Source organism: Flavobacterium sp. PS2 (assembly GCF_046250155.1).
GTDB lineage: Bacteria > Bacteroidota > Bacteroidia > Flavobacteriales > Flavobacteriaceae > Flavobacterium.
Genome location: NZ_CP176426.1, coordinates 1075567 through 1097057 on the forward strand (window position 1 = coordinate 1075567; position 21491 = coordinate 1097057).

Below are 21491 nucleotides of genomic sequence, written 5' to 3' on the forward strand. Positions count from 1 at the left end.
TTGAAAATTCTATTTAAGTGAAAATAAACAGACTCAACAGTATTATCCTTCTGGGGTTTATAGCAATTATCGGCATATTGGTCGCACAATTACTATGGACCAAGGAAGCTTTTATGCTTGAGCAAAAAAAACTGAATCAGAAAACACATATTGCGTTACTTGAAGTTGCCAAAAAATTACATGAAAGTAGTAGTAACGAGTTGCCTGCACAAAGTCCTATCCAGAAAATATCTAATGACTATTATGTTGTAAACATCGAAAATGATTTTGAACCGGATATCTTAGAGTTTTATTTAAAATCGGAATTCAAAAAAATGAATATTACAACCGATTTTGAATATGCTATGTACAATTGTCAAAGCAACGAAATGGTTTATGGAAATCATGTTTCTTTATCCAAAAATTCAAAAGAAAAACAGTCAGTTTATTTCCCGAAACACAAAAATCTAGTCTATTACTTCGCTGTTCGTTTTCCTAATGAAACCAGCTATATCTTCAGCTCCATGCGTTTTTGGTTTGTGCTTTCGATAATGCTTATTGTCATTTTACTAATTTATATCTATTCGATTTTTACGCTTTTACAGCAAAAGAAATACTCTGAGTTACAACGCGATTTTATTAATAATATGACCCATGAGTTTAAAACACCTTTGGCTTCTATTTTAATCGCATCTAATTATTTAATTAAACAGAATCCGATTAAGGAAGACAAGAAACTCGAAAAATATACCGAAATCATTATCAGTCAAAGTGGTAAATTAAATAATCATATCGAGAAGATTTTGAGCATTGCAAAGTCTGATTACACTCCTTTGGAGCTCGAATTAAAAGAGATTTCAATTATTCCTGCTATTGAGGAAACAATAGAAAACATCAAGCTAAAATATCCCGAAACTGATATAAAAATTGAGTCAGTCGCTACAAATTATCATATCGTTGCCGATGTTTTTCATTTTACAAACATTGTTTACAACCTTCTTGATAATGCCATAAAATATTGTGATACTAAACCAAAAATCACAATTCGTTTAACTACTGAAAACCAGCTATTAAAAATTGCTTTTATAGATAACGGAATTGGTATTGCTAACAAAAATATTTCTTTTATCTTCGATAAGTTTTATAGGATTCCAAATGAAAAAAGTACGCAATCTAATGGTTTTGGATTGGGCTTATATTATGTGAAAAAGATTTGCAACTTGCATCAATGGAAAATCAATGCTATTAACAATCCCGAAAAAGGGATAACCATAACCATCTTAATTCCGTACAAAAAATGAGTATTTTCAAAATTCTTTACACTGAAGATGATGAAACCTTGGCGTTTCTTACCAAAGATAATTTGGAACAAAATAATTATGAGGTAACGCATTGCTGTGATGGAGAATTGGGTTTGGAGGCCTTTAATAAAGGGAGTTTCGATATTTGTATTCTGGATATTATGATACCAAAAATAGACGGATTTGAACTCGCTACCGAAATACGAAAAATCAACTCCGATATTCCTATTATCTTCCTTTCGGCAAAAACACTAAAAGAGGACAGAATAAAAGGATTACGATTGGGTGCCGATGATTATCTCGTGAAACCTTTTAGTATTGAAGAATTACTCCTTAAAATTGAAATTTTCTTAAAGCGTTCGCAAAAGAATGACACCATAGATAAATCGGTTTATAAAATCGGAAAATACCATTTTGATATTCAAAATTTCATTTTATACAATGAAAATGAAAAAACAAGTCTTACACAACGCGAGTCAGAACTTCTGAAGTTGTTTATCGACAACAAAAATACCGTTTTAAAAAGAGAACAAATCCTTACTTCTCTTTGGGGTGATGATGATTATTTTATGGGACGAAGCTTGGATGTTTTTATTTCACGCCTACGCAAAATCCTAGTAAACGAAAAAGGAATTGTTATCGAGAACTTACACGGAATTGGGTTTAGGTTTAAGGTTGATTGTTGAAGAAAGGTTCAAAGAAGCAGAGGAACAAAGGTTCAAAGGTTTAAAAAAATCAATCGTAGCGCAACAGTTATTACGCAATGCCTATAGAGACGCACCGCAGTGCGTCTTCTCAATATAATTCCACAACGATTAAAACTAATCGTTATCTATCTTACGCTGACTTGTTTCGTCTATTTGCTAAACATCTCAATTTTATCATCCTGAACGTCCCAATGCCGAAACTTAGGGACGGAAGAAGGCCTTTTATACAATAACCTTTTACGTTTTCTCTTTGTGAAACTTTGCGTAATAATCTACTACAACACCAACAATCCAAATTCCCTTAAAGTATTTACAGGTTTAGAATACCAAAACAACTCAAAGTCCTCAAAATTGGTTTCGAAATCAGTTTTTACTTCCTGAAATGTATAGGTTTTAGTTTTAGAAGAAGAAATTTTCTGTAGTATTTCAACTAACCATTCTCCTTCATTTTTATTGGTCTGAACACTGAAGCTTTCTTTTTTATCATGAAAAGTAAGCGTTAGCATTTCCCACGAATTTCCTTTTTTAGATTTGGTAAAAGCTTCTGTAAAAGGCTTTCCTCCCAGCCAAACAATTTTGGCAGTAGGTTTTATATTAAAATCTTCAGATTCCTGTAAAGCATCATAAATAAAGTCGGATCCAATTTTCGTTTTAGGAATTTTAAAATCAAACCAATCCTGAAGTTCATAATCAAAACAGATTCCGTGCATGAAATTGAATAAAGATTTCTTTAATCCAAAACTGAATTTATCGTGATCTATTCCTGTTTTATCGGTATAATTAATATCATTATTAGCAAAAGTTCCAATGGCTTCGGTTTCCTTAACCACACCAAACTTTTCTGGATACATCCCAACCGGACTATGTGCTGTCATGGCAAACTGATGCCAAAATCCCGATTGTAAAACTCCAGCTTCAAATAACTGACGTACCATTTCCAAACTATCAACCGTTTCCTGAACTGTTTGCGTTGGATATCCATACATTAAATAGGCATGAACCATAATACCTGCTTCGGTAAAATTGCGGGTAACTTTTGCCACTTGCTCAACCGTAACACCTTTATCTATTAGTTTCAATAATCTATCCGAAGCAACTTCCAAACCACCAGAAACGGCAATACATCCCGAAGCTTTCAGTAACAAACATAAATCGGCAGAGAAACTTTTCTCGAAACGAATATTTGTCCACCATGTTACCGCTAATTTTCTTCGAAGAATCTCAAGAGCCAAAGCACGCATAAGCGCAGGCGGAGCAGCTTCATCTACATAATGAAAACCATTTTGCCCCGTTTGCTTCATCATGTCTTCCATTCGGTCACACAACAAACTGGCTGCAACAGGTTCGTAAACCTTTATATAATCTAATGAAATATCACAAAACGTACATTTTCCCCAATAACAACCGTGCGCCATGGTGAGTTTATTCCAGCGTCCGTCGCTCCACATACGATGCATCGGATTAACAATTTCGATAACCGAAATATACTTATCTAATAGCAAATCAGAATAATCGGGAGTTCCAACATGAGATTGTTTATAATCTGGTTTTAATGAATTGTTTTTATAAACAACTTTCCCTTCTTCGAGTAAAAAAGTTCTTTTATACTCATCAGAAACTTTCAATTCACAATTATCAACTATCAATTCGATAGGTACTTCCCCATCATCCAGAGTGATAAAGTCAAAAAACTCAAAAACACGAGCATCTGATAATGAACGTAATTCGGTATTTGGAAAACCGCCACCCATCGAAATTCTAATTTCGGGATGATGCTCCTTTACCCATTGTGCACATCTAAAAGCACTATATAAATTCCCAGGAAAAGGGACTGAAATTAAAAACAAAGTTGGTTTTACCGATTCTATTCTCTCTTTTAAAATGGAAATTAAAACTTCATCAATATAAGTTGGCTCTTGTTGCAAAGCTTGGTATAATTCATCAAAAGAATTGGCGCTTCGACCTAAACGTTCGGCATAACGACTAAAGCCAAAATTCTCATCAACACATTCCACTATAAAATCGGAGATATCTTCGAGATATAAAGTCGCCAAATGTTTTGCTTTATCTTGAGTTCCCATTGTTCCAAAAGCCCAATCCAATTCTTCCAACTGTACAAATCGAGAAGCCTCAGGCAAAAAATCTTCCTGACAAATTTGCAATGCCAATGTTGGGTTCTTTCCTTGCAAAAAAGCAATGACAGCATCAATCGTTTTAAGATACTCATCTTGTAAAGCAAAAATACGTTTGGAATTATCTGAGATTTTTTCAGCATCGACCAACACTTGCCCATTCTTGCTTCTTGCTTCTGCCTTATCTTCATAAGCTTTAAACAAATTCTTCAATCCCTCTTTCGAAAACAATTCTAAAATCACTTCGATTCCTAAATCTGCCTGAACCGATTCTATATTTTTAGTATTCAGAAACCCCTTGATATAGGCAGTTGCCGGATACGGTGTATTCAGTTGTGTAAAAGGAGGAGTGATTATAAAAAGCTTGGTTTTCAAAGGGAAATGTTTTGTGCAAAAATAAGGCATATTTAGGGACTTTTTATAAAAAGATTTGACAACTCTTATAGCTGTTTTTATTCCTCTCTTTTTTTAAAACTCCTATTTTACTCCTACTTTTTTTAACAGATATTTAATTACATTTACATCCGTTTAAAATACCACTATGAAGCATACTTTACTTTTTCTATTTTTAATAATTAATCTTCCAATATTTGCTCAAAATAAAAATCAATCTATTGGATTTAAAGAGAATAAAGGCCAAATAATTGATCAAAAAGGGAAACCGAATAATGCAGTAAAGTATTTACTAAATTCTGGAGGCTTAAATGTTCAATTAAAGAAAAATGGTTTTTCTTATGATATTTATGAAGTAAAGAAAATTCCAATTACACATCCTTCAACGTCAAAAACACTTCCCTATTTAATTCCGGAAAAAGAAGAAAATCCAGAATATAATTTAGAATATTTATTCCACCGAATAGATATTGATTTTGTGAATTCAAATTCTAAAGTTGAATTCATTGCTGAACAAAAATCAAGCGACTTCGATAATTACTACAATGTCCCAAACAAACCCGAAGGTATTATTGGTGTCTGCCAATACAAACAGATTACATATAAAAATATCTACCCTAATATTGATGTTATTTTTACAATTCCTGATGACCCTAAAAAAACTGTAGAGTATAATTTTGTCATACATCCAAAAGGAAAAATATCGGATATTCAGTTAAAATTTAACGGTGCCGAAACAGATTTGGTTGATAATAAAATCCAAATGAATGTCCGCTTTGGAAAAATGGAAGAAACACTTCCTGCAAGCTGGATTGAAGAAGGAAATCGTAAAAAGGAAATTGAGGTTGGATATAGAAAAATTAAAAAAGATGTTTATGGGTTTGATAGCTTAGAAGCTGTTTCCGGAAGAACTATTGTTATTGATCCTGTGCCTGTAAGACTTTGGGGAACTTTTTATGGAGACGAAACTGGAAATGCTGGTTCAAATTGGCACGAAGTTGATTTAACAACTGATTCCCTTGGCAATGCTTATGTTTCAGGATCTACAACATCGCAAAGCCCTTCTTATGCAACTTCTGGAGCACATCAAACAAGCGGAAGCCATCAGTATATCAATTCAATTACAAATGGTATACTTTTTAAGTTTGATAAAAACGGCAATAGATTATGGGGAACATACTATTCTGGTACACAGGCTATTTATCTTTATGGTGTGAAAACTGATTCACAAAACAATGTTTTAATTACAGGCTATACCTGGTCAGAGACAAACATTAGTACTATAGGATCTTTTCAACCAAATTTGAGAGGATCCTCAGACGCTATATTAGTAAAGTTTAATAGTAATGGCGTAAGACAATGGGGAACTTATTTTGGTGGTGAAGATAGCGATTATGCAACTAAATTGGATATTGACATTAATGATAATGTTTACATTGTTGGTACAACTTCCAGTAAAACAAATATAGCTATAAATAGTAATTTTCAAACTGAATTAAGTTATTCAGCAAGTCCATATGGGATAAATACAGACGCGTTTATTGCAAAATTTAATACAAATGGAAATTTAATATGGAGTACTTATGTTGGAGGGGACGGAAATGATAATTTAAGTGCTATTACAATAAAGGATTCTTACTTAGTTGCTGGAGGGGCTACTAAAAGTACAAACAATATGGCAACTACTGGTGTTTTTCAGGAAAAACCGAACTCTAATTTTCTCGGAGATGGATACGTTTGTAAGTTTTCCTTAAACGGAGAAAGAATTTGGGGTTCTTATTATGGCGGCAGCTCACCCATGGAAGAAATTCGATCGGTAGAAATTGATAATGACGAAAATATTTATATTGGAGGATATACTTATAGTAGCGATAACATTGCTACATCTGGAACATTTGAAGACTCAAATGCAAATCTTTATAAAGGTTTATTAGCAAAACTAAATGCTCAAGGACAAAGAATGTGGGGTACTTACGTGGGAGATATTAACATTTCTTCTATAGTCTTTCAAAATAATTCACTTTACATTGGAGGCGGAAATATTGATTTTAGAACTGACTTAAAACTCACAACTCCCTGCTCTTATAAACCTAACCGAATTAGAAGTCATTATGGATATGCAGGTAAATTTTCTAAAGAAGGACTTTTTATTTGGGGAACATATATTGGAAATGATAATACTATAAAAATAGCTTTACATACTGACGGTGCAATTTTTGTAGCTGGATTATCAAGTTTCAATGATGATATTGCCGATGGAAGTTCTTATCAATCTAATATTTTGGGCGATAAAAATTTTTTTTTAATGAAATTTTCTGAAGATCTTTCCTTTAAAATTCCAGAAATTTCATCAAATTCACCAATCTGTACAAACAAAACACTAGAACTTAAAGCTTCAGGAGGAACCAATTATTCATGGACAGGACCAAACGGATTTACCTCAACAGATCAAAACCCAACAATAATAAATACTACAGTTAATAATAGTGGCGAATACAGTTGTCTAATTACTGGAACTGGTGGCTGTGATGATACGAAAAAAATTACTGTTGTTATTGGTGACGTTCAAGCTCCAATTCCAGACATTATTAATCTTCCTACTATAACAGGAAATTGTCACACGACAATAACAACAATTCCTACTGCGACAGATGTTTGTGCAGGAGCAATAACTGGTACAACTACAAATCCTTTGTCTTATAGCTTACCTGGAAATTATACAATTGTCTGGAATTATAATGACGGAAACGGGAATAAGTCTACCCAAAATCAAACCGTTACTATTGCAAGTCAACCACTTCCTGTTGCTAATACTCCACAAACCTTTTGTATTCAGCAAAATCCAACAATAAATGACATAGCAATTTCTACTGGCCAAAATATAAAATGGTACGATGCGCTAACAGCTGGGAATCTTTTATTAAATACAACATTACTACAAAACGGAACTACATATTACGCTTCGCAAACGATAAGTGGCTGCGAAAGCGAAAGAGTTTCAGTAGTCATAAACATTCAGAATACACCTCCTCCAACAGGAACTGCAAACCAACCTTTTTGCTCAGGGCAAAACCCTACAATTGCAAGTATTCAAGTTAGTGGAGATCTTATAAAATGGTATGATGCTGCTTTAAATGGGAATCTTTTGCCAACTACTACTAATCTTCAAAACGGAAAAACTTATTATGTATCGCAAACTCTTAATAATTGCGAAAGTGAAAGATTTGGAATTACCGTGACGGTTGGTAATACACCTCTTGCTCCGACAGGAAATCCCAATCAATCCTTTTGTAAAAATCAAAAAGGAACTTTAGACAATATTACTGTTTTTGGTTCAAATATAAAATGGTACGAATCAAACACTTCGACCGCTACATTAGCAAATAGTACATTATTACAAGATAATACGACTTATTATGTTTCACAAAATATAGGATGCGAAAGCCAGAGAACTCCAATTTCTATCAAAGTTTATGATACTCCTTTACCAAATGGAAATAACAAACAAACTTTCTGTATCTATGAAAATGCTACTATAAATGATATTGATATAACTGGAACATTAACCACATGGTATGATGCCAAAACAGCTGGGAATATTTTACCTATTACTACGATACTACAAAACGGTACTTATTACGCTACACAAAACATAAATGGTTGCGAAAGCGAAAGATATGCCGTTGCAATAAAAATTCAAGATACACAAGCTCCGTTTGGAAGTGCAATCCAGACTTTTTGCGAACAACAAAATGCTTCACTTAGTACTATCAAAATTACTGGCGAAAATATAAAATGGCATGATAGAGCAACGCTTGGAACTGATTTATCAGAATCGACTCCACTTGAAAATGGAAATACTTATTATGCTTCTCAAACTATTAATGGTTGCGAAAGCAATAGAACTTCTATTACAATACAAGTTCTTAAACCAACTACTGTAGAATGTATCAATTACATGACGGAATTTCCTTTTCCGAAATTTTTCACTCCAAATAATGACGGTTATAACGATACATGGACTATAGATTTTGATTATTTAGCGCCAAATACTGGAATTAAAATTTTTGACCGTTATGGTAAATTTATCAAAGAATTACATAAAAACGATGTCTGGGACGGAACATACATTGGTCGCGAAGAGCCTGCTTCTGATTATTGGTTTACAATAACCCGATTAGATGGTACATCCTTTAGAGGTCATTTTACTTTAAAACGATAATTATACAAACTAAAAAAGGATGCCTCACAGCATCCTTTTTCTCATTTACTTACTTTTCTTTTTCTTCTTATTTGACTTATTTTTTCCAGAACCTTTATCTAATTTTTTGTTTAATCTTTTTTCTGTTTCTTCAATACTATAATCATAAGCTGAATTTAAAGTTACAAGTTTAGCTTCTTTCATTGCTTTCAAAGCATTTTTAAACTCTTGTTTGCTTTCTAAAAGCATCACTTTCTTCAAAAGAATTTCTGTTTTATTGATTCCTTTTACTGTCAATGCAAAATCAATTAACTTCATTGCCTCTTCGTAATCTTCATTCAAAATTAAAGTATGAATATAAAAAGAATATACTTCGATTGCATTAATATTAATAGAGATAGCTTGCTGGAAATATTCTTTGGCTTCTTCATATTTAAATAACTGATCACTTAAAACCTGCCCGTATAAACATAAAGCCATTGTATTTTTATCATCATAAGACAATGCATAATCCAATGATTCGATGGTATCTTCCAGCGAATACGGATAATTATCTAATGCCTGAAAAAGGTATTTATCTACTGTTTTCATAATTTATTCTATTAAGAAATTCAAATTTCCTTAGATCAATCATTATCTAAATAATCTTCTCTTTTTAGTCTTTGCCTTTCCTGTTTGTAATTTTTTGTTTGTTTTTGTTTTTTAAAATCCGAACCTTGAAAAACCCGAATTGGATTTCCTCGCTGAATTTGTAATTGATTCATCCATTGTGCCTGAAATTCAGCTTTAAACTGCTTTACGGTTTCATCCTTAAATTTCTGTAATAATCTCTCAGTAGCTAGTTTTTTATTCTGATGCTGCGAACGTGAATCCATAGACACAACGCTTATTCCCGTAGGAACATGAGTTGCTCTTACCGCTGAACTCACCTTATTTACGTGTTGTCCTCCTGCACCTGAACTACGCATTGCCTGATACTGAATATCATTCTCAGAAATTTGCGTTGTAGTAGCTTTATCAATTTCAAAAATGCCGATAAACCAATTTTTACGTTTATGAAATTTTCTAAACTGACTCTGCCCTATCCATTGGATTGTTCCAATCCAAGAATTTACAAACTCATTAAGATTAGTACTTTCTAATAAAATAGTTGCTGTTTCTACAGTTCCGTTTTCGATTCCAGTTTCTCGCTGAAGCAACGTTGTTTTTATTTTATTATCATTTGCTTCTTCCAAGAATGTTTTCAGCACCTGAGCCACAACCCAGCTACATTCTGCTGGGCCACGACCTGATGTTATTTGAATTATTTTTTCCATTTTTCTATAATTTTCAACAGTTTTTCTCTGTTCTTAGCTTCTTTTACAAATTTTGGAAGTCTCGAAACCATTGTCCCGTTACCACTTCCGTTATTGTTTCTCTCTCTTAAATCAGCTTTAATGTATCTCTCTAAGTAATTGATATGTTCTAAATTATAAGCCCAAAAAATTGATTGGTCAAATTCTTTCTGATACCATATTTCAGCATTAAAAGCACTTTCTCTTTGTAATGATTTATCAGTATCGAACACAAAAGGAACTTCCTTAATCATCGGCTTGAACTCTTTTATCTCATTACATACAGAACATTTTAGCTTGATTGTTTCTGGTTTTTCATTCAGAAATTGCGACTCAAACTTTATCTTGTCTTCATTATTACAGCAATAAGTATCTACATAAGCAATGTATTTTACCATCCCTTCTTTTAAAGAATAATAGCATTTTTTACATTCTAAGATTCTTTTATCTAGATAATAAAATTCAGATTTCAAAGCTCTCCTAACAACTGCTTGCGAAGCACATTTTGGGCATTTTACATTTATGCTATTTCCAAAACTTCCTAACCATTTATTTTCATCTTTAAACCTTTCCATAATCTTGAATTTATTTATCTGTCCATTCTCACGATTTTTGGTGTAAACGTACCTAGTACATCCACCAACTCAACTTGATTGGCCATTACTTTATTAATGTCTTTATACGCCATTGGAGCTTCATCTATATTACCTCCTATCAAGGTTACATCGTTTGCTTTTAAGACCTTATTAATCTCACTTTGTGTAAACGATTCTTTGCATTTTCTACGAGAAAAAAGTCGTCCAGCACCATGAGAAGCAGAGTTTAAACTCTCCGTATTTCCTTTACCCTGAACAATAAATCCAGGTGCAGTCATCGACCCCGGAATAATCCCAAGTTCACCTGCATTAGCTGGAGTTGCACCTTTACGATGTACAATAGCTTCTTTGCCATTTACCATTTCTTTCCAAGCAAAATTGTGATGATTTTCGATTGTTACAACCACACGTTTACCAATAGCTTTGGCAATACGACGATGAATATCATCATGACAAGCCTTGGCATAATCTCCCGCTAAATTCATAGCCAGCCAATATTCTTGTCCGTCGTGCGTATTTAAATCTAACCAAGCCAAATGCTGTACGTTTTTAGGTAACGGACATTGTTTTGTTGCCAAATACGTGTAATGTTTAGCAATATTTGCTCCTAAACCTCTTGATCCGCTATGTGACAGTACTGCAAAATATTCGCCTACACCAATTTTCCATTCATTAAGCGGATCAGTTATTTTGGCAATTCCAAACTCTACAAAATGATTTCCACCACCAGATGTCCCGAGTTGCTTGTACGCTTTACCTAACAAGTTTTTTATAATCGGAATATCCTGAAACTCACTTCGGCTAAACACTTCATGGTCTGCTCTTATAGTATGGGTTTCGTACATTCCAAACTTAGTATTGTCTTTTAAAATCGCTTGCAACTGATGCTCTTTTCCTTTAAAAAAAGAGGCTGGAATATCAAAAATTGACAAACTCATTCGGCAACCAATATCTACTCCTACCCCATACGGAATCACAGCATTATCTGTTGCAAGTACACCCCCAATTGGTAATCCGTAACCAGAATGCGCATCAGGCATTAAAGCTCCTGCAACCGAAATTGGTAGTTTTAAAGCATCATATAACTGATACTTAGCTTGCTCATCGATTTCATTTTCTCCAAATATGGAAAAAGGAGCTCTTGTATTATTAAGCTGATGCATTCTTACTTGAACCGGATTTACCAATCCTTCGGCAACTTTGCCCCAAGTACCATGTCCTGTAAACTTTTCTGGCGATAGTAAAACTTCTTTCGCTTCGTTTAATATACTTTCTTTTTTTTCTCGTTTTCTGTATCTGTTTATCTGCCCCAAGGCAATGTTGATACTATTATTTTTTGGAAAGCCTATTTTAATCAGGTCCTTTCCAGATAATTTATTTCCCATTGTATTTTTATCTTTAGAGTGCAATGACTCCTTTATTTAGATATTCTATTTCTTTATAATATTCATCCATTATGGTATGAATTTGTTTATTGTCTAATGGATTTTGGTATTTCAATTCTTTGTTACCTATCCATCTCCAATATTTTGCGCTACCGTGTGCAATTTTCATCATTGAATTTCGAAGAAAACGATTCGTGATATAATTACTTATCCTATCAATTTCACTTTCCAAAACTCCATCAACCATTTTTGTATGTGTTATCATATTTGGTCTAACACGCAATACATAGCGCCAAGGCTCATTAAATATATAATGAACTTTATAGCGTTTACAATTAGGACACCATCGTTCCCTTTTATAAAAATGCATTTTTTCTTTATCCGTCAATGCTAGTTTTGGACTTCTCCATTCCGATTCTGAAAACTCTTTTACAGTTTGAAGTTTTTCGACATAAACATGCTTTCTTTTTCTCTTTTTCTTTTTCTTAAAAGCTTTATCAGAAGAATATTGCACCGTATTTATCTTTTCCAATACCGTTTTATAAAACAATGCTTCTTTAGATCTCGCAATATCCTCCCTAAGTACAAAATTGCGTTCCCATCCTTTTTGATAAGGTGTTGCCAAAAGAACTAATGGTAAAGCACTGCGCTTACGTAATAGTTCATCTTCAAGCTTATCTAACTGAATTAATTGTTTTTCAAAATCTTTTTTAACTGCGCTCTTTTTTTGCTTTTCCTTTTTTAAACGACTACACAAGATGTAATCATCTAAAAGATAATTGTCCATTTAGAAAATTTAAATTATAGTTTTCCTGCCAAGTATTAGAAAATACAAGGCAAAAGCATTTTATCTCCAATAGATAAATTGAGTTCGGGGTATCGGGAATTTTTTGAAGTGTCTAGAATAAAAAAAGCCCGAAAGTTAATTTCCTTCGGGCTTGTTCATATATCTAAAATTGATTTGCTATGATTGCGAAAAGCCACGAAGACACATAACAACAGAATCTAATCCTGATGTGATGTTTTGAGAGGTAAAGTTTGGTACAAACATTGTCTTCGTTATTAATTTGGTTAATGATTTATTTTCTGATGCAAATTTTGTGATTTTTTTTTGAAATAAACAAATTTAAAAACAAGTATTTTCTTATTTCAAAATCAAAATATTGATTATCAACAAAATAAACATCAATATAAAATCAAAATCATGAGTAAAGATTAGTCATAAATCCTTAAATTCATATTTATAAGTATCAAGCTTTCTAATATTCTAGTTATTTATGTAAGCAAATATGTTCTTAAAACTGATGTACTTTCTTAGAAATCACCAAAAATGAAACTAAAGAAATCAAAGCAGCGGCGGTCAGATAAAACCCAACATAACTCAAACCATAAGTTGTTGCCAACCAAATTGCAATCATTGGTGCAAAAGCAGCACCCAAAATACCAGCCATATTAAAAGTTAAGGAAGCACCTGAATAACGAACTGTGGTAGGAAACAACTCCGATAAAAAAGTTCCCAACGGACCATACGTAAAACCCATCAATGACATTCCGATACACACAAAAGCTGTTACTAAAATAGAATTTCCTGAATTAAGGAAATACGAGAAGAAAAACCCAAACAAGGCAATAGCTATCGTGGTAATAATTAGAATTTTTCGGCGACCAATTTTATCGGCAACCAAAGCTGAAATAGGAATAAAAGCAGCAAAAAACAATACCGAAAACAGCTGTATCAACAAAGCATCTCTTTTAGTAAAACCTAAGTCAGAAGTAGCCCAACTCAACGTAAAGACTGTCATTAAATAAAACACCAAAAAGGTTGTAATTGCAGATAAAGTTCCAAAAATCAGTTGGTTTTTATATGATTTCAGCAAAGTAAAAAATGGAATTTTAACTTCTTTCTGCTCCAATTTAGAATTTTCAAAAGCGGGAGTTTCACTAATTTTTAGACGAATATAAAAGCCAACAATTACCAAAAGTGAACTCGCTATAAACGGAATTCTCCATCCATAATCCATAAAATCTTCGCTGGTCATAGTATCCGTTAAAATTAAAAAAGTTCCGCCGGAAAGTAACAATCCGATAGGCGCTCCCAATTGCGGAAACATTCCATACCAAGCACGTTTATGCGGAGGCGCATTTTCTATCGCTAATAAAACTGCTCCACCCCATTCGCCTCCTAAACCAACTCCCTGACCAAATCGACATAACATCAATAAAATTGGTGCAGCAATGCCGATACTTGCATAACTCGGTAAAAAACCAATTGCAATTGTCGATAATCCCATGGTAAGCAAAGCCACGACCAAAGTAACTTTACGACCTATTTTATCTCCATAATGACCAAAAACAGCCGAGCCTATTGGTCTGGATAAAAAAGCTATCGAAAAAGTAGCCAAAGATTCTAGGGTAGAATTTGTACTACTAGCACCTGGAAAAAATAATTGAGGAAATACCAATACGGCTGCATTGGCATAAATATAAAAATCAAAAAATTCAATTGTTGTACCTATTAAGCTCCCGAAAAGGACGTGTTTCAAGGAATTTTCCTTAGTCGAATTATTTTTCATGTGGTTTATATAGTTTTTTGAAAATAGAATATAAAATTGATTCTATTTTTTGAAAATAACAAATATTAAATTCAGCTTTTTCAGGAAATTAGTTTTAAAAAATTATGATGCTCACAACCCTAAAAATCCCATTAACATATTCAAATTCTGTGAATTATTTTTCAAACAAATTAAAAAACAAGTATTTTCTTTCAATTTGATTAATACACTCATTTACAAATATTTACATCTATTTTTAAAAATCAAATCATAAGCAATAGTTAAATCCATTTTTAAGTATAAATTTTGATTAAATTTACAGCTATCAAAAAAAACCAATACTTATGCCAACCGACTGTATCAGCTACCAAAACTCAGGATATTTCTCAACATTGATACATGATTATTTAGAACAAAAATCAGATTTAAAACCATTATATAATAATTTTCCAACTCTGGAAAATTTTGAAAAACAAATTATCGAAAAGCAACAAAATTTCGATAATAACAATAGAATCCCCTTAGTTTCTGTCTTAAAAGAACAATATGCTAAAATTGATCTTTCGGATTCTACCAAACAAAATATCAAAGCCTTAGCGCTCCCAAATACATTTACGGTTACTACAGGACATCAATTAAATTTATTTAGCGGTCCATTATATTTTTTATATAAAATAATCTCAACTATAAATCTTACCAACGAATTAAAGTCAAAATACCCTTCTCATAACTTTGTTCCCATTTATTGGATGGCAACTGAAGATCATGACTTCGAAGAAATCAATTATTTTAATTTTAAAGGCAAAAAGTTTCGATGGAATGCCGAGAGTACTGGACCTGTTGGAAGATTATCGACTAAAGGACTTGAAGATTTTTTTGAAATATATGCTTTAGAATTAGGTTCAAGCATCAATGCCAATGTTTTGAAAAAAATATTTAAAGATGCTTATTTAAAACACGATAATCTGGCAGATGCAACTCGTTATCTTGCCAATAGTTTATTTGCATCACAAGGTTTAGTAATTCTAGATGCTGATAATGCCAATTTAAAACGTGCTTTTATCCCGTATATAAAAGAAGAATTAGAATCTCAAACCTCATACAAAGCCGTTCAGGAAACTATCGAAAAACTGAAAGATTATACAGTACAGGTAAATCCGCGCGAAATCAATTTATTTTATATTGAAGATAATTTACGTGAACGTATCATTTTTGAAAACGGAAAATATAAAGTTAACAATACAAAAATTGAATTTTCAGGAAGAGAAATCTTTGATTTACTAGAAAGAAATCCCGAAAAATTTAGTCCGAACGTGATTATGCGTCCGTTATATCAAGAAATTATCTTGCCTAATTTATGCTACATTGGCGGAGGTGGAGAAATCGCGTATTGGTTAGAATTAAAATCACTCTTTGATACTGCAAAGATTACTTTTCCGATGCTTTTAATTAGAAATTCCGTGCTTTTGGCTACCGAAAAACAGGCAAAAAAAGCGGATCAATTAAATTTATCATGGAGCGATTTATTCTCAAAACAAGACAGTTTAATCAACAAAAGCACAAGAGAATTATCACCATTTTCTATTGATTTAACGCCTCAAAAAGAACTTTTGCATAAGCAATTCGAATATCTTTATGAATTAGCAAATCAAACAGATAAATCGTTTACCGGAGCAGTAAAAGCACAAGAAGTTAAACAAATAAAAGGACTCGAAAACCTTGAAAAAAGACTCTTAAAAGCACAAAAAAGAAAATTAAATGACATTTTGCAACGTATTACCGACTTGCAAAATGAACTATTTCCAAATAAAAGCTTACAGGAACGTCAAGCCAATTTTTCAGAATTTTATCTGGAAAAAGGAGAGGAATTAATCCCCCTTCTTATTAAAGAATTAAAACCATTAGAATCTAATTTTAATGTCATAACAATATAAAAGTTTGCTACGAATTTCGCTAATTCGCAGAAATTTGTAGCAAAAAAACAAAAGTAACAATCATAAGAAACAAATAACCACTTACCTCTTAGATTGTTACCCTCTAAACCAAATTATTAACTTTAAAAAACGAGAACTAACCTATTACAAAAAAATTATGACCAGAGAGCGCTTGATTTCACTAGATGTCTTCAGAGGATTAACTATTTTATTAATGACAATTGTCAATAATCCTGGAAGCTGGGACGCTGTTTATCCTCCTCTATTACACTCTGAGTGGCATGGCTGCACACTAACCGATTTGGTTTTCCCTTTTTTCATCTTCATAATGGGAGTAGCTGTTTCATTTGCAATGCCTACAAAAACTTTCGATAGTACTACATTCAACAAAATACTAGTACGCTCATTAAGAATGTTTTGCTTAGGAATCTTCTTTAATTTTTTTGCCAAAATACAACTTTTTGGACTCGACGGAATTCCGTTACTTATAGGTCGATTAATTATAACTATTGCGGTAGGTTATGCCTTAATGGGAAATTTTAGTTCTAGAGTAAAAAATATTCTTGCCTTTTCGATCCTGTTTATTTATCTCTTCTTGGCCTATAGCGGTATCGAAGCGTATCAAAACGTACGATTACCAGGTGTTTTACAACGTATAGCCATCGTATATTTTGTAGTATCCCTTTTGTACTTAAAATCAAACCAAAGAACACAGATAATAGTCGCCACAATCTTATTATTAGTCTATTGGGCAATAATGGCTTTAATACCAGTTCCAGGAATCGGTGAAGCAAATTTTGACAAAGGAACCAATCTTGCTTCTTGGCTAGATAGTATCTTACTAAAAGGACATATGTATCGCGGAACCATAACTTGGGATCCAGAAGGTATATTAAGTACTATCCCATCCATCGGAACCGGAATTATCGGACTACTTATAGGTCAGTTATTACACCGTGCCATACCAAAAATTGAAATTGCCAAAAAAATGGCAATCGCAGGTATCGCATTAATTATAGTTGCTCAAATCTGGAGTATCGTTTTCCCTATTAACAAATCACTTTGGACAAGTACATACACATTATACACAGCAGGACTAGCAACAACTTGTCTGGCATTATTATATTACCTTATTGATATTTTAAACTTAAAAAAAGGAATCAAAATATTTTTAATTTGGGGCGTTAACCCAATGATTGTATTTTTCTTCTCACAAATAATTCCACAAGGATTAGTAATGGTTCAGTTTGAGAATCCACATAGTCCAGGTGAACAAATCAATCTTTTAAATTATTTATATAGCTTTGGGATTGCACCTTTTTTCAGTAATCCAATGTCAGCTTCCTTAGCTGGAGCACTAACTTATGTTGGAATCTGGACGTTTATTTTATGGCTTTTCTACAAGAACAAACTTATTTTTAAGGTTTAAATTTTAAAACTTGTATAAGACGCACTGCGGTGCGTCTCTACTGCTGTACGTCATTACTCATAATTAATTATCATAAAGGTATTCTGGATAGTTATAATTATGAATTTATTAAATTCAATTCATAAAAAAAGTCTATTTTTGCACAAAATTTAATAAAAATAAAAATGGCAACAAATAGAACTTTTACAATGATTAAGCCAGATGCAGTTCAAAACGGACACATCGGAAATATCTTAGCAATGATTACTAATGGAGGATTTAAAATCGTTTCATTAAAATTAACTCAATTAACTGTAGCTGATGCTCAAGCATTTTATGCTGTTCACGCTGCAAGACCTTTCTACGGAGAATTAGTAGAATTCATGTCTCGTGGGCCAATTGTTGCTGCAATTTTAGAAAAAGACAACGCTGTTGAAGATTTCAGAACTTTAATCGGAGCTACAAACCCTGCTGAAGCTGCTGAAGGAACAATTCGTAAAGCATACGCAACTTCTATCGGAGAAAATGCAGTACACGGTTCTGATAGCGACGAAAATGCTGCTATCGAAGGTGCATTCCATTTTGCTGGAAGAGAGCAATTCTAATTTAGACTTCTTAGATAGTTAGATTTTCAGACTACTCAGACTGACTTATGTCTCGTCCTAAAAAAGCGATACGGATTATTACATAAAAATAATTAATTAAACAGTTGCAAGAACGTTCTTGCAACTGTTTTTTGTTTTATAAGTTCTCATTTGGATTTTATTTTGAGTATGCATTTGATTTGGTGTTAACATGTGATTAGAATAATGTGGTCTTAATTCATTATAAATATTGATAGATTCCTTTATTATTAGGTTTGTGATTTTTCTTTTTTGATGATACTTATCAATCATAAATTCTTGTTTTAAAATTCCATTGATTCTTTCTGCTATTGCATTTTCATAGGGATCCGAGTTTTGAGTCATGCTACATAGTACTTTGTTTTTGATAAGCTCTTTTTGATATTCATTAGCACAATATTGCAAACCTCTATCAGAATGATGGATTAGAGTTAGCGTATTATGCGTTCTTTGTTTAAGAGCCATTTTTAGAGCTTTTAAACTACTTTGAGTATTGAGATTCTCAGCAACATAATATCCCATTATCTTCTTTGAATAAGCATCAGTGATTAAGCTTAAATAACATGGATTGTCTCTTTTTCCGATATAGGTAATATCGGAGACCCAAACTTGTTCAGGACGATTTATTTCAAGATCTAAAATTCGATTTTCATGCTTTCTAAAACGATGATGTGAGTTTGTGGTTATATGATAGCTACGTTTAGGTTGTATTAATAAATGATTAGCTCTAAGTATATCAAAGAATTTATCTCTTCCAATCTTCATTAAATGGAGTTTATCCAATAAAAGATAATATAGTTTTCTAGTACCTATTCTAGGCATTAATCTTCTAAGATCATTAACCATTAAAACAACTTCTTTAGCCTTGTTTTGTTTGATTACTGTTCTTTTAATTTTTCGATAATAAACCTGTCTGTCTATCCCGAACAAATAACAGGTAAATGCTATTGTTTGTGGTTCTCTTTGTCTGAAATGGGCGATTGTTCGGGTACAGAGTTTTTTCGGATATCAATATGATATTCTTTTTCGGCTAAATCAATCATCATATCAAAGAGGATCGCTTTTTTGTCAGCAACAAAAGCCTGTCTTTCTAAGAATGCTTTTTGTTTCTCTAAAAGTTTGACTTGAGCTTCAAGCTCCATAATTTTTTGTTCAGGTGTTTTTGCCATTTTGATTGAGGTTTGGTTCTCCCAATCAAAGTTACCAAATTTCCGAAGCCATTGAACAACTGTCCTTCTACATTGAATACTGTATTTCTTTGTAGCTTCGGTTGCCGTAAGCTTTCCGTGTTCAATTTCTTGAACAACTTGTAATTTAAAAGACATTGAATAGTCTTTTTGTGTTCGCTTTACATAGCGTGATTCTTGAGATGATTCCATAACGATACTTTTTGTGTATCGCTATTTCAGGACTAGACATTAGATTAAAATAAAAACATTAGAAATTAGCAGCACTCTTTTTAATTATTTTGCTAATTTTTTGATCTAAATCTTTTAGCAATTCGTCTAAAGCACTTTCGCACATAGGCAGTACTTTTTCAGGAGTTAAAACAGGAATTCCACCTACTATAACACCCGTTTTTTTAGAGCTTGCCCCTTCATTTATAACAAATACTTTCTTTCCGGTTTTATCATACAAAGAGATTCTAGCATAAGCTTTCATTTTAACGGTTCCTGTTCCTCCAACTGCAAATCCTTTTACTAAAGTAAAATGTATTTCTGTAAATAAAACACCATCTGCAATTTCTTTAAAAATAGTAGCTGTTCCTACTTCATTTGCTTGACCAGCCGTTCCTTCATAAATATATTTATATCCTGGGTAATTTATTATAGTTTTCTCTCCTACTTCATCTTTAGCATATTTAGGGGAAAAATCAATGTATTCTTGTTTTTGAATCACTTCATTTTCAGGAATTAAATCAAATGGAAATTGTTTAGAATAAACATTAAAAAAAGCATTATGGTATTTGTCTAAAATAGGACTAAGATTAAAGCTTGGATTGTTGCCCAAATCAGCTATTGCAGCCAAACTGTTAAGCCCCAAATCAGAAAGATCAATTGTTTTGTCTGTGTAAAAACCAACAACCGCCACCTTTTTCTTTTGTGAATAGCTATTTAAAGCAAATAATACGGTTAAAATAAATAATACTTTCTTCATTTTTTTTCTATTTGATTGTTTATAATTATTAAAAAAATACTTACAATTCAAATGTATCATAAAAAATCCATTTCTAAGACAGGAACGTTAATTTAATTTCAAGATTAAAATCTAATGTTCGTAGTCCATTCAAAGATCTAAAAAAGTCTAAAACTAAACTTCACTTCTGGCATAACTCCTTATGTCGTTCCCTTCAGTTGTTGCCATCCATCTTTTAAATAAATCTGATTCATTCTCGATTGAAGATTATTACCTAGTCATTTTTTGTAAAATAAAAACCCGCTTCAATGAAGCGGGTTTTGTTTATTTCAGCATTTCTGCACTTTCCTCCTTAGAGACATATACTTTCTCTCCTAAGTCTCGTATTTTTTCTCTTAAAACATCTTTTAGTTCGTTATAGTTACTATGATAAGAAGTAGAAATAGAAGCTATTCTTTTACCATTTTCGAGTATAAAAAGGAACTCTGCCATACCTTCTTTTCCAACCTCAAAAAGAACTATAAAACCGTCTAAATTATTAATTTCATATACTTTAGATTTTCCTAATCCAAAATAACGACTAACAATTATATATCTATCATCAATAGTTAACTTATGTGCTCTTGTTCTAAACATTGTCAACCAAAAAAAGACAACAAGTAGTAAAAATAAAATAGGCAAAAACATTCCTGCTGTTGGAGAAGTAAAACTTAAATAAACAACCAAAGGCGGCAAAACAATTGAAACTATAGCAATAAAAACTGGAGGTGTTTTAAACTTAGATTTTATATTTATCATATTAAGAACTTT

At 32.5% G+C, this 21491-nt stretch carries 17 protein-coding genes; 6 read left to right on the forward strand and 11 right to left on the reverse strand.

Annotated elements, in window-relative coordinates; all coding sequences use genetic code 11:
* Positions 1-17: 17 nt before the first annotated feature.
* Both ACJ6WR_RS04535 and ACJ6WR_RS04540 read left to right on the forward strand, forming a co-directional pair.
* Positions 18-1280 (forward strand): sensor histidine kinase KdpD, encoded by a 1263-nt coding sequence (locus tag ACJ6WR_RS04535; protein ID WP_039111193.1) that lies wholly within the window; start codon positions 18-20, stop codon positions 1278-1280.
* On the forward strand, positions 1277-1966 hold the full coding sequence (locus tag ACJ6WR_RS04540; protein ID WP_409417174.1) for a response regulator transcription factor: 690 nt from the start codon (positions 1277-1279) through the stop codon (positions 1964-1966). The genes ACJ6WR_RS04535 and ACJ6WR_RS04540 overlap by 4 nt, the downstream gene beginning before the upstream one ends.
* Before the next feature lie 296 nt (positions 1967-2262).
* Here ACJ6WR_RS04540 and ACJ6WR_RS04545 read toward each other — a convergent pair whose 3' ends face one another.
* Positions 2263-4494 (reverse strand): B12-binding domain-containing radical SAM protein, encoded by a 2232-nt coding sequence (locus ACJ6WR_RS04545; protein WP_409417175.1) that lies wholly within the window; start codon positions 4492-4494, stop codon positions 2263-2265.
* A gap of 166 nt (positions 4495-4660) precedes the next feature.
* On the opposite strand from ACJ6WR_RS04545, the gene ACJ6WR_RS04550 reads away from it, so the two are divergent.
* Positions 4661-8734: a T9SS type B sorting domain-containing protein gene (locus ACJ6WR_RS04550; RefSeq protein WP_409417176.1), complete on the forward strand. Its 4074-nt coding sequence runs from the start codon at positions 4661-4663 to the stop codon at positions 8732-8734.
* Positions 8735-8779: 45 nt separating this feature from the next.
* Here ACJ6WR_RS04550 and ACJ6WR_RS04555 read toward each other — a convergent pair whose 3' ends face one another.
* The 6 genes from ACJ6WR_RS04555 to ACJ6WR_RS04580 all read right to left on the reverse strand — a co-directional run bounded on the left by ACJ6WR_RS04555 (position 8780) and on the right by ACJ6WR_RS04580 (position 14601).
* The gene (locus tag ACJ6WR_RS04555) at positions 8780-9304 is read right to left on the reverse strand and encodes a hypothetical protein (protein WP_409417177.1); all 525 of its coding nucleotides are present in this window, start codon (positions 9302-9304) and stop codon (positions 8780-8782) included.
* 35 nt (positions 9305-9339) lie between these two features.
* Complete coding sequence (gene prfH / locus ACJ6WR_RS04560) at positions 9340-10029, reverse strand: peptide chain release factor H (RefSeq protein WP_264206388.1); 690 nt, start codon at positions 10027-10029, stop codon at positions 9340-9342.
* Positions 10017-10622: a hypothetical protein gene (locus ACJ6WR_RS04565; RefSeq protein ID WP_409417178.1), complete on the reverse strand. Its 606-nt coding sequence runs from the start codon at positions 10620-10622 to the stop codon at positions 10017-10019. The genes prfH and ACJ6WR_RS04565 overlap by 13 nt, the downstream gene beginning before the upstream one ends.
* 14 nt (positions 10623-10636) lie before the next feature.
* Positions 10637-12028: an RtcB family protein gene (locus tag ACJ6WR_RS04570; RefSeq protein WP_409417179.1), complete on the reverse strand. Its 1392-nt coding sequence runs from the start codon at positions 12026-12028 to the stop codon at positions 10637-10639.
* A 13-nt stretch (positions 12029-12041) separates the two neighbouring features.
* Positions 12042-12815 (reverse strand): hypothetical protein, encoded by a 774-nt coding sequence (locus tag ACJ6WR_RS04575; protein WP_323488966.1) that lies wholly within the window; start codon positions 12813-12815, stop codon positions 12042-12044.
* Between the two features lie 508 nt (positions 12816-13323).
* Positions 13324-14601, reverse strand: coding sequence for an MFS transporter (locus tag ACJ6WR_RS04580; RefSeq protein ID WP_409417180.1), 1278 nt, complete (start codon positions 14599-14601; stop codon positions 13324-13326).
* Positions 14602-14924: 323 nt separating this feature from the next.
* On the opposite strand from ACJ6WR_RS04580, the gene bshC reads away from it, so the two are divergent.
* The 3 genes from bshC (at position 14925) to ACJ6WR_RS04595 (ending at position 18527) form a co-directional block, all read left to right on the forward strand.
* A complete protein-coding gene (bshC, locus tag ACJ6WR_RS04585) occupies positions 14925-16514 on the forward strand; it encodes a bacillithiol biosynthesis cysteine-adding enzyme BshC (protein ID WP_409417181.1) in 1590 nt (529 codons plus the stop codon).
* 157 nt (positions 16515-16671) lie between these two features.
* A complete protein-coding gene (locus ACJ6WR_RS04590) occupies positions 16672-17943 on the forward strand; it encodes an acyltransferase family protein (protein ID WP_409417182.1) in 1272 nt (423 codons plus the stop codon).
* A 164-nt stretch (positions 17944-18107) separates the two neighbouring features.
* Entirely contained in the window at positions 18108-18527 is a 420-nt protein-coding gene (locus ACJ6WR_RS04595) for a nucleoside-diphosphate kinase (RefSeq protein WP_035625955.1), read from the forward strand.
* Between the two features lie 96 nt (positions 18528-18623).
* On the opposite strand, the gene ACJ6WR_RS04600 is transcribed toward ACJ6WR_RS04595, so the two are convergent.
* The 4 genes from ACJ6WR_RS04600 to ACJ6WR_RS04615 all read right to left on the reverse strand — a co-directional run bounded on the left by ACJ6WR_RS04600 (position 18624) and on the right by ACJ6WR_RS04615 (position 21479).
* Positions 18624-19475, reverse strand: coding sequence for an IS3 family transposase (locus ACJ6WR_RS04600; protein WP_409415691.1), 852 nt, complete (start codon positions 19473-19475; stop codon positions 18624-18626).
* A 14-nt stretch (positions 19476-19489) separates the two neighbouring features.
* Entirely contained in the window at positions 19490-19924 is a 435-nt protein-coding gene (locus ACJ6WR_RS04605) for a transposase (protein ID WP_409415690.1), read from the reverse strand.
* 58 nt (positions 19925-19982) lie between these two features.
* A complete protein-coding gene (locus tag ACJ6WR_RS04610) occupies positions 19983-20702 on the reverse strand; it encodes a hypothetical protein (protein WP_409417183.1) in 720 nt (239 codons plus the stop codon).
* 303 nt (positions 20703-21005) lie between these two features.
* Positions 21006-21479: a hypothetical protein gene (locus ACJ6WR_RS04615; RefSeq protein WP_409417184.1), complete on the reverse strand. Its 474-nt coding sequence runs from the start codon at positions 21477-21479 to the stop codon at positions 21006-21008.
* Positions 21480-21491: the final 12 nt, after the last annotated feature.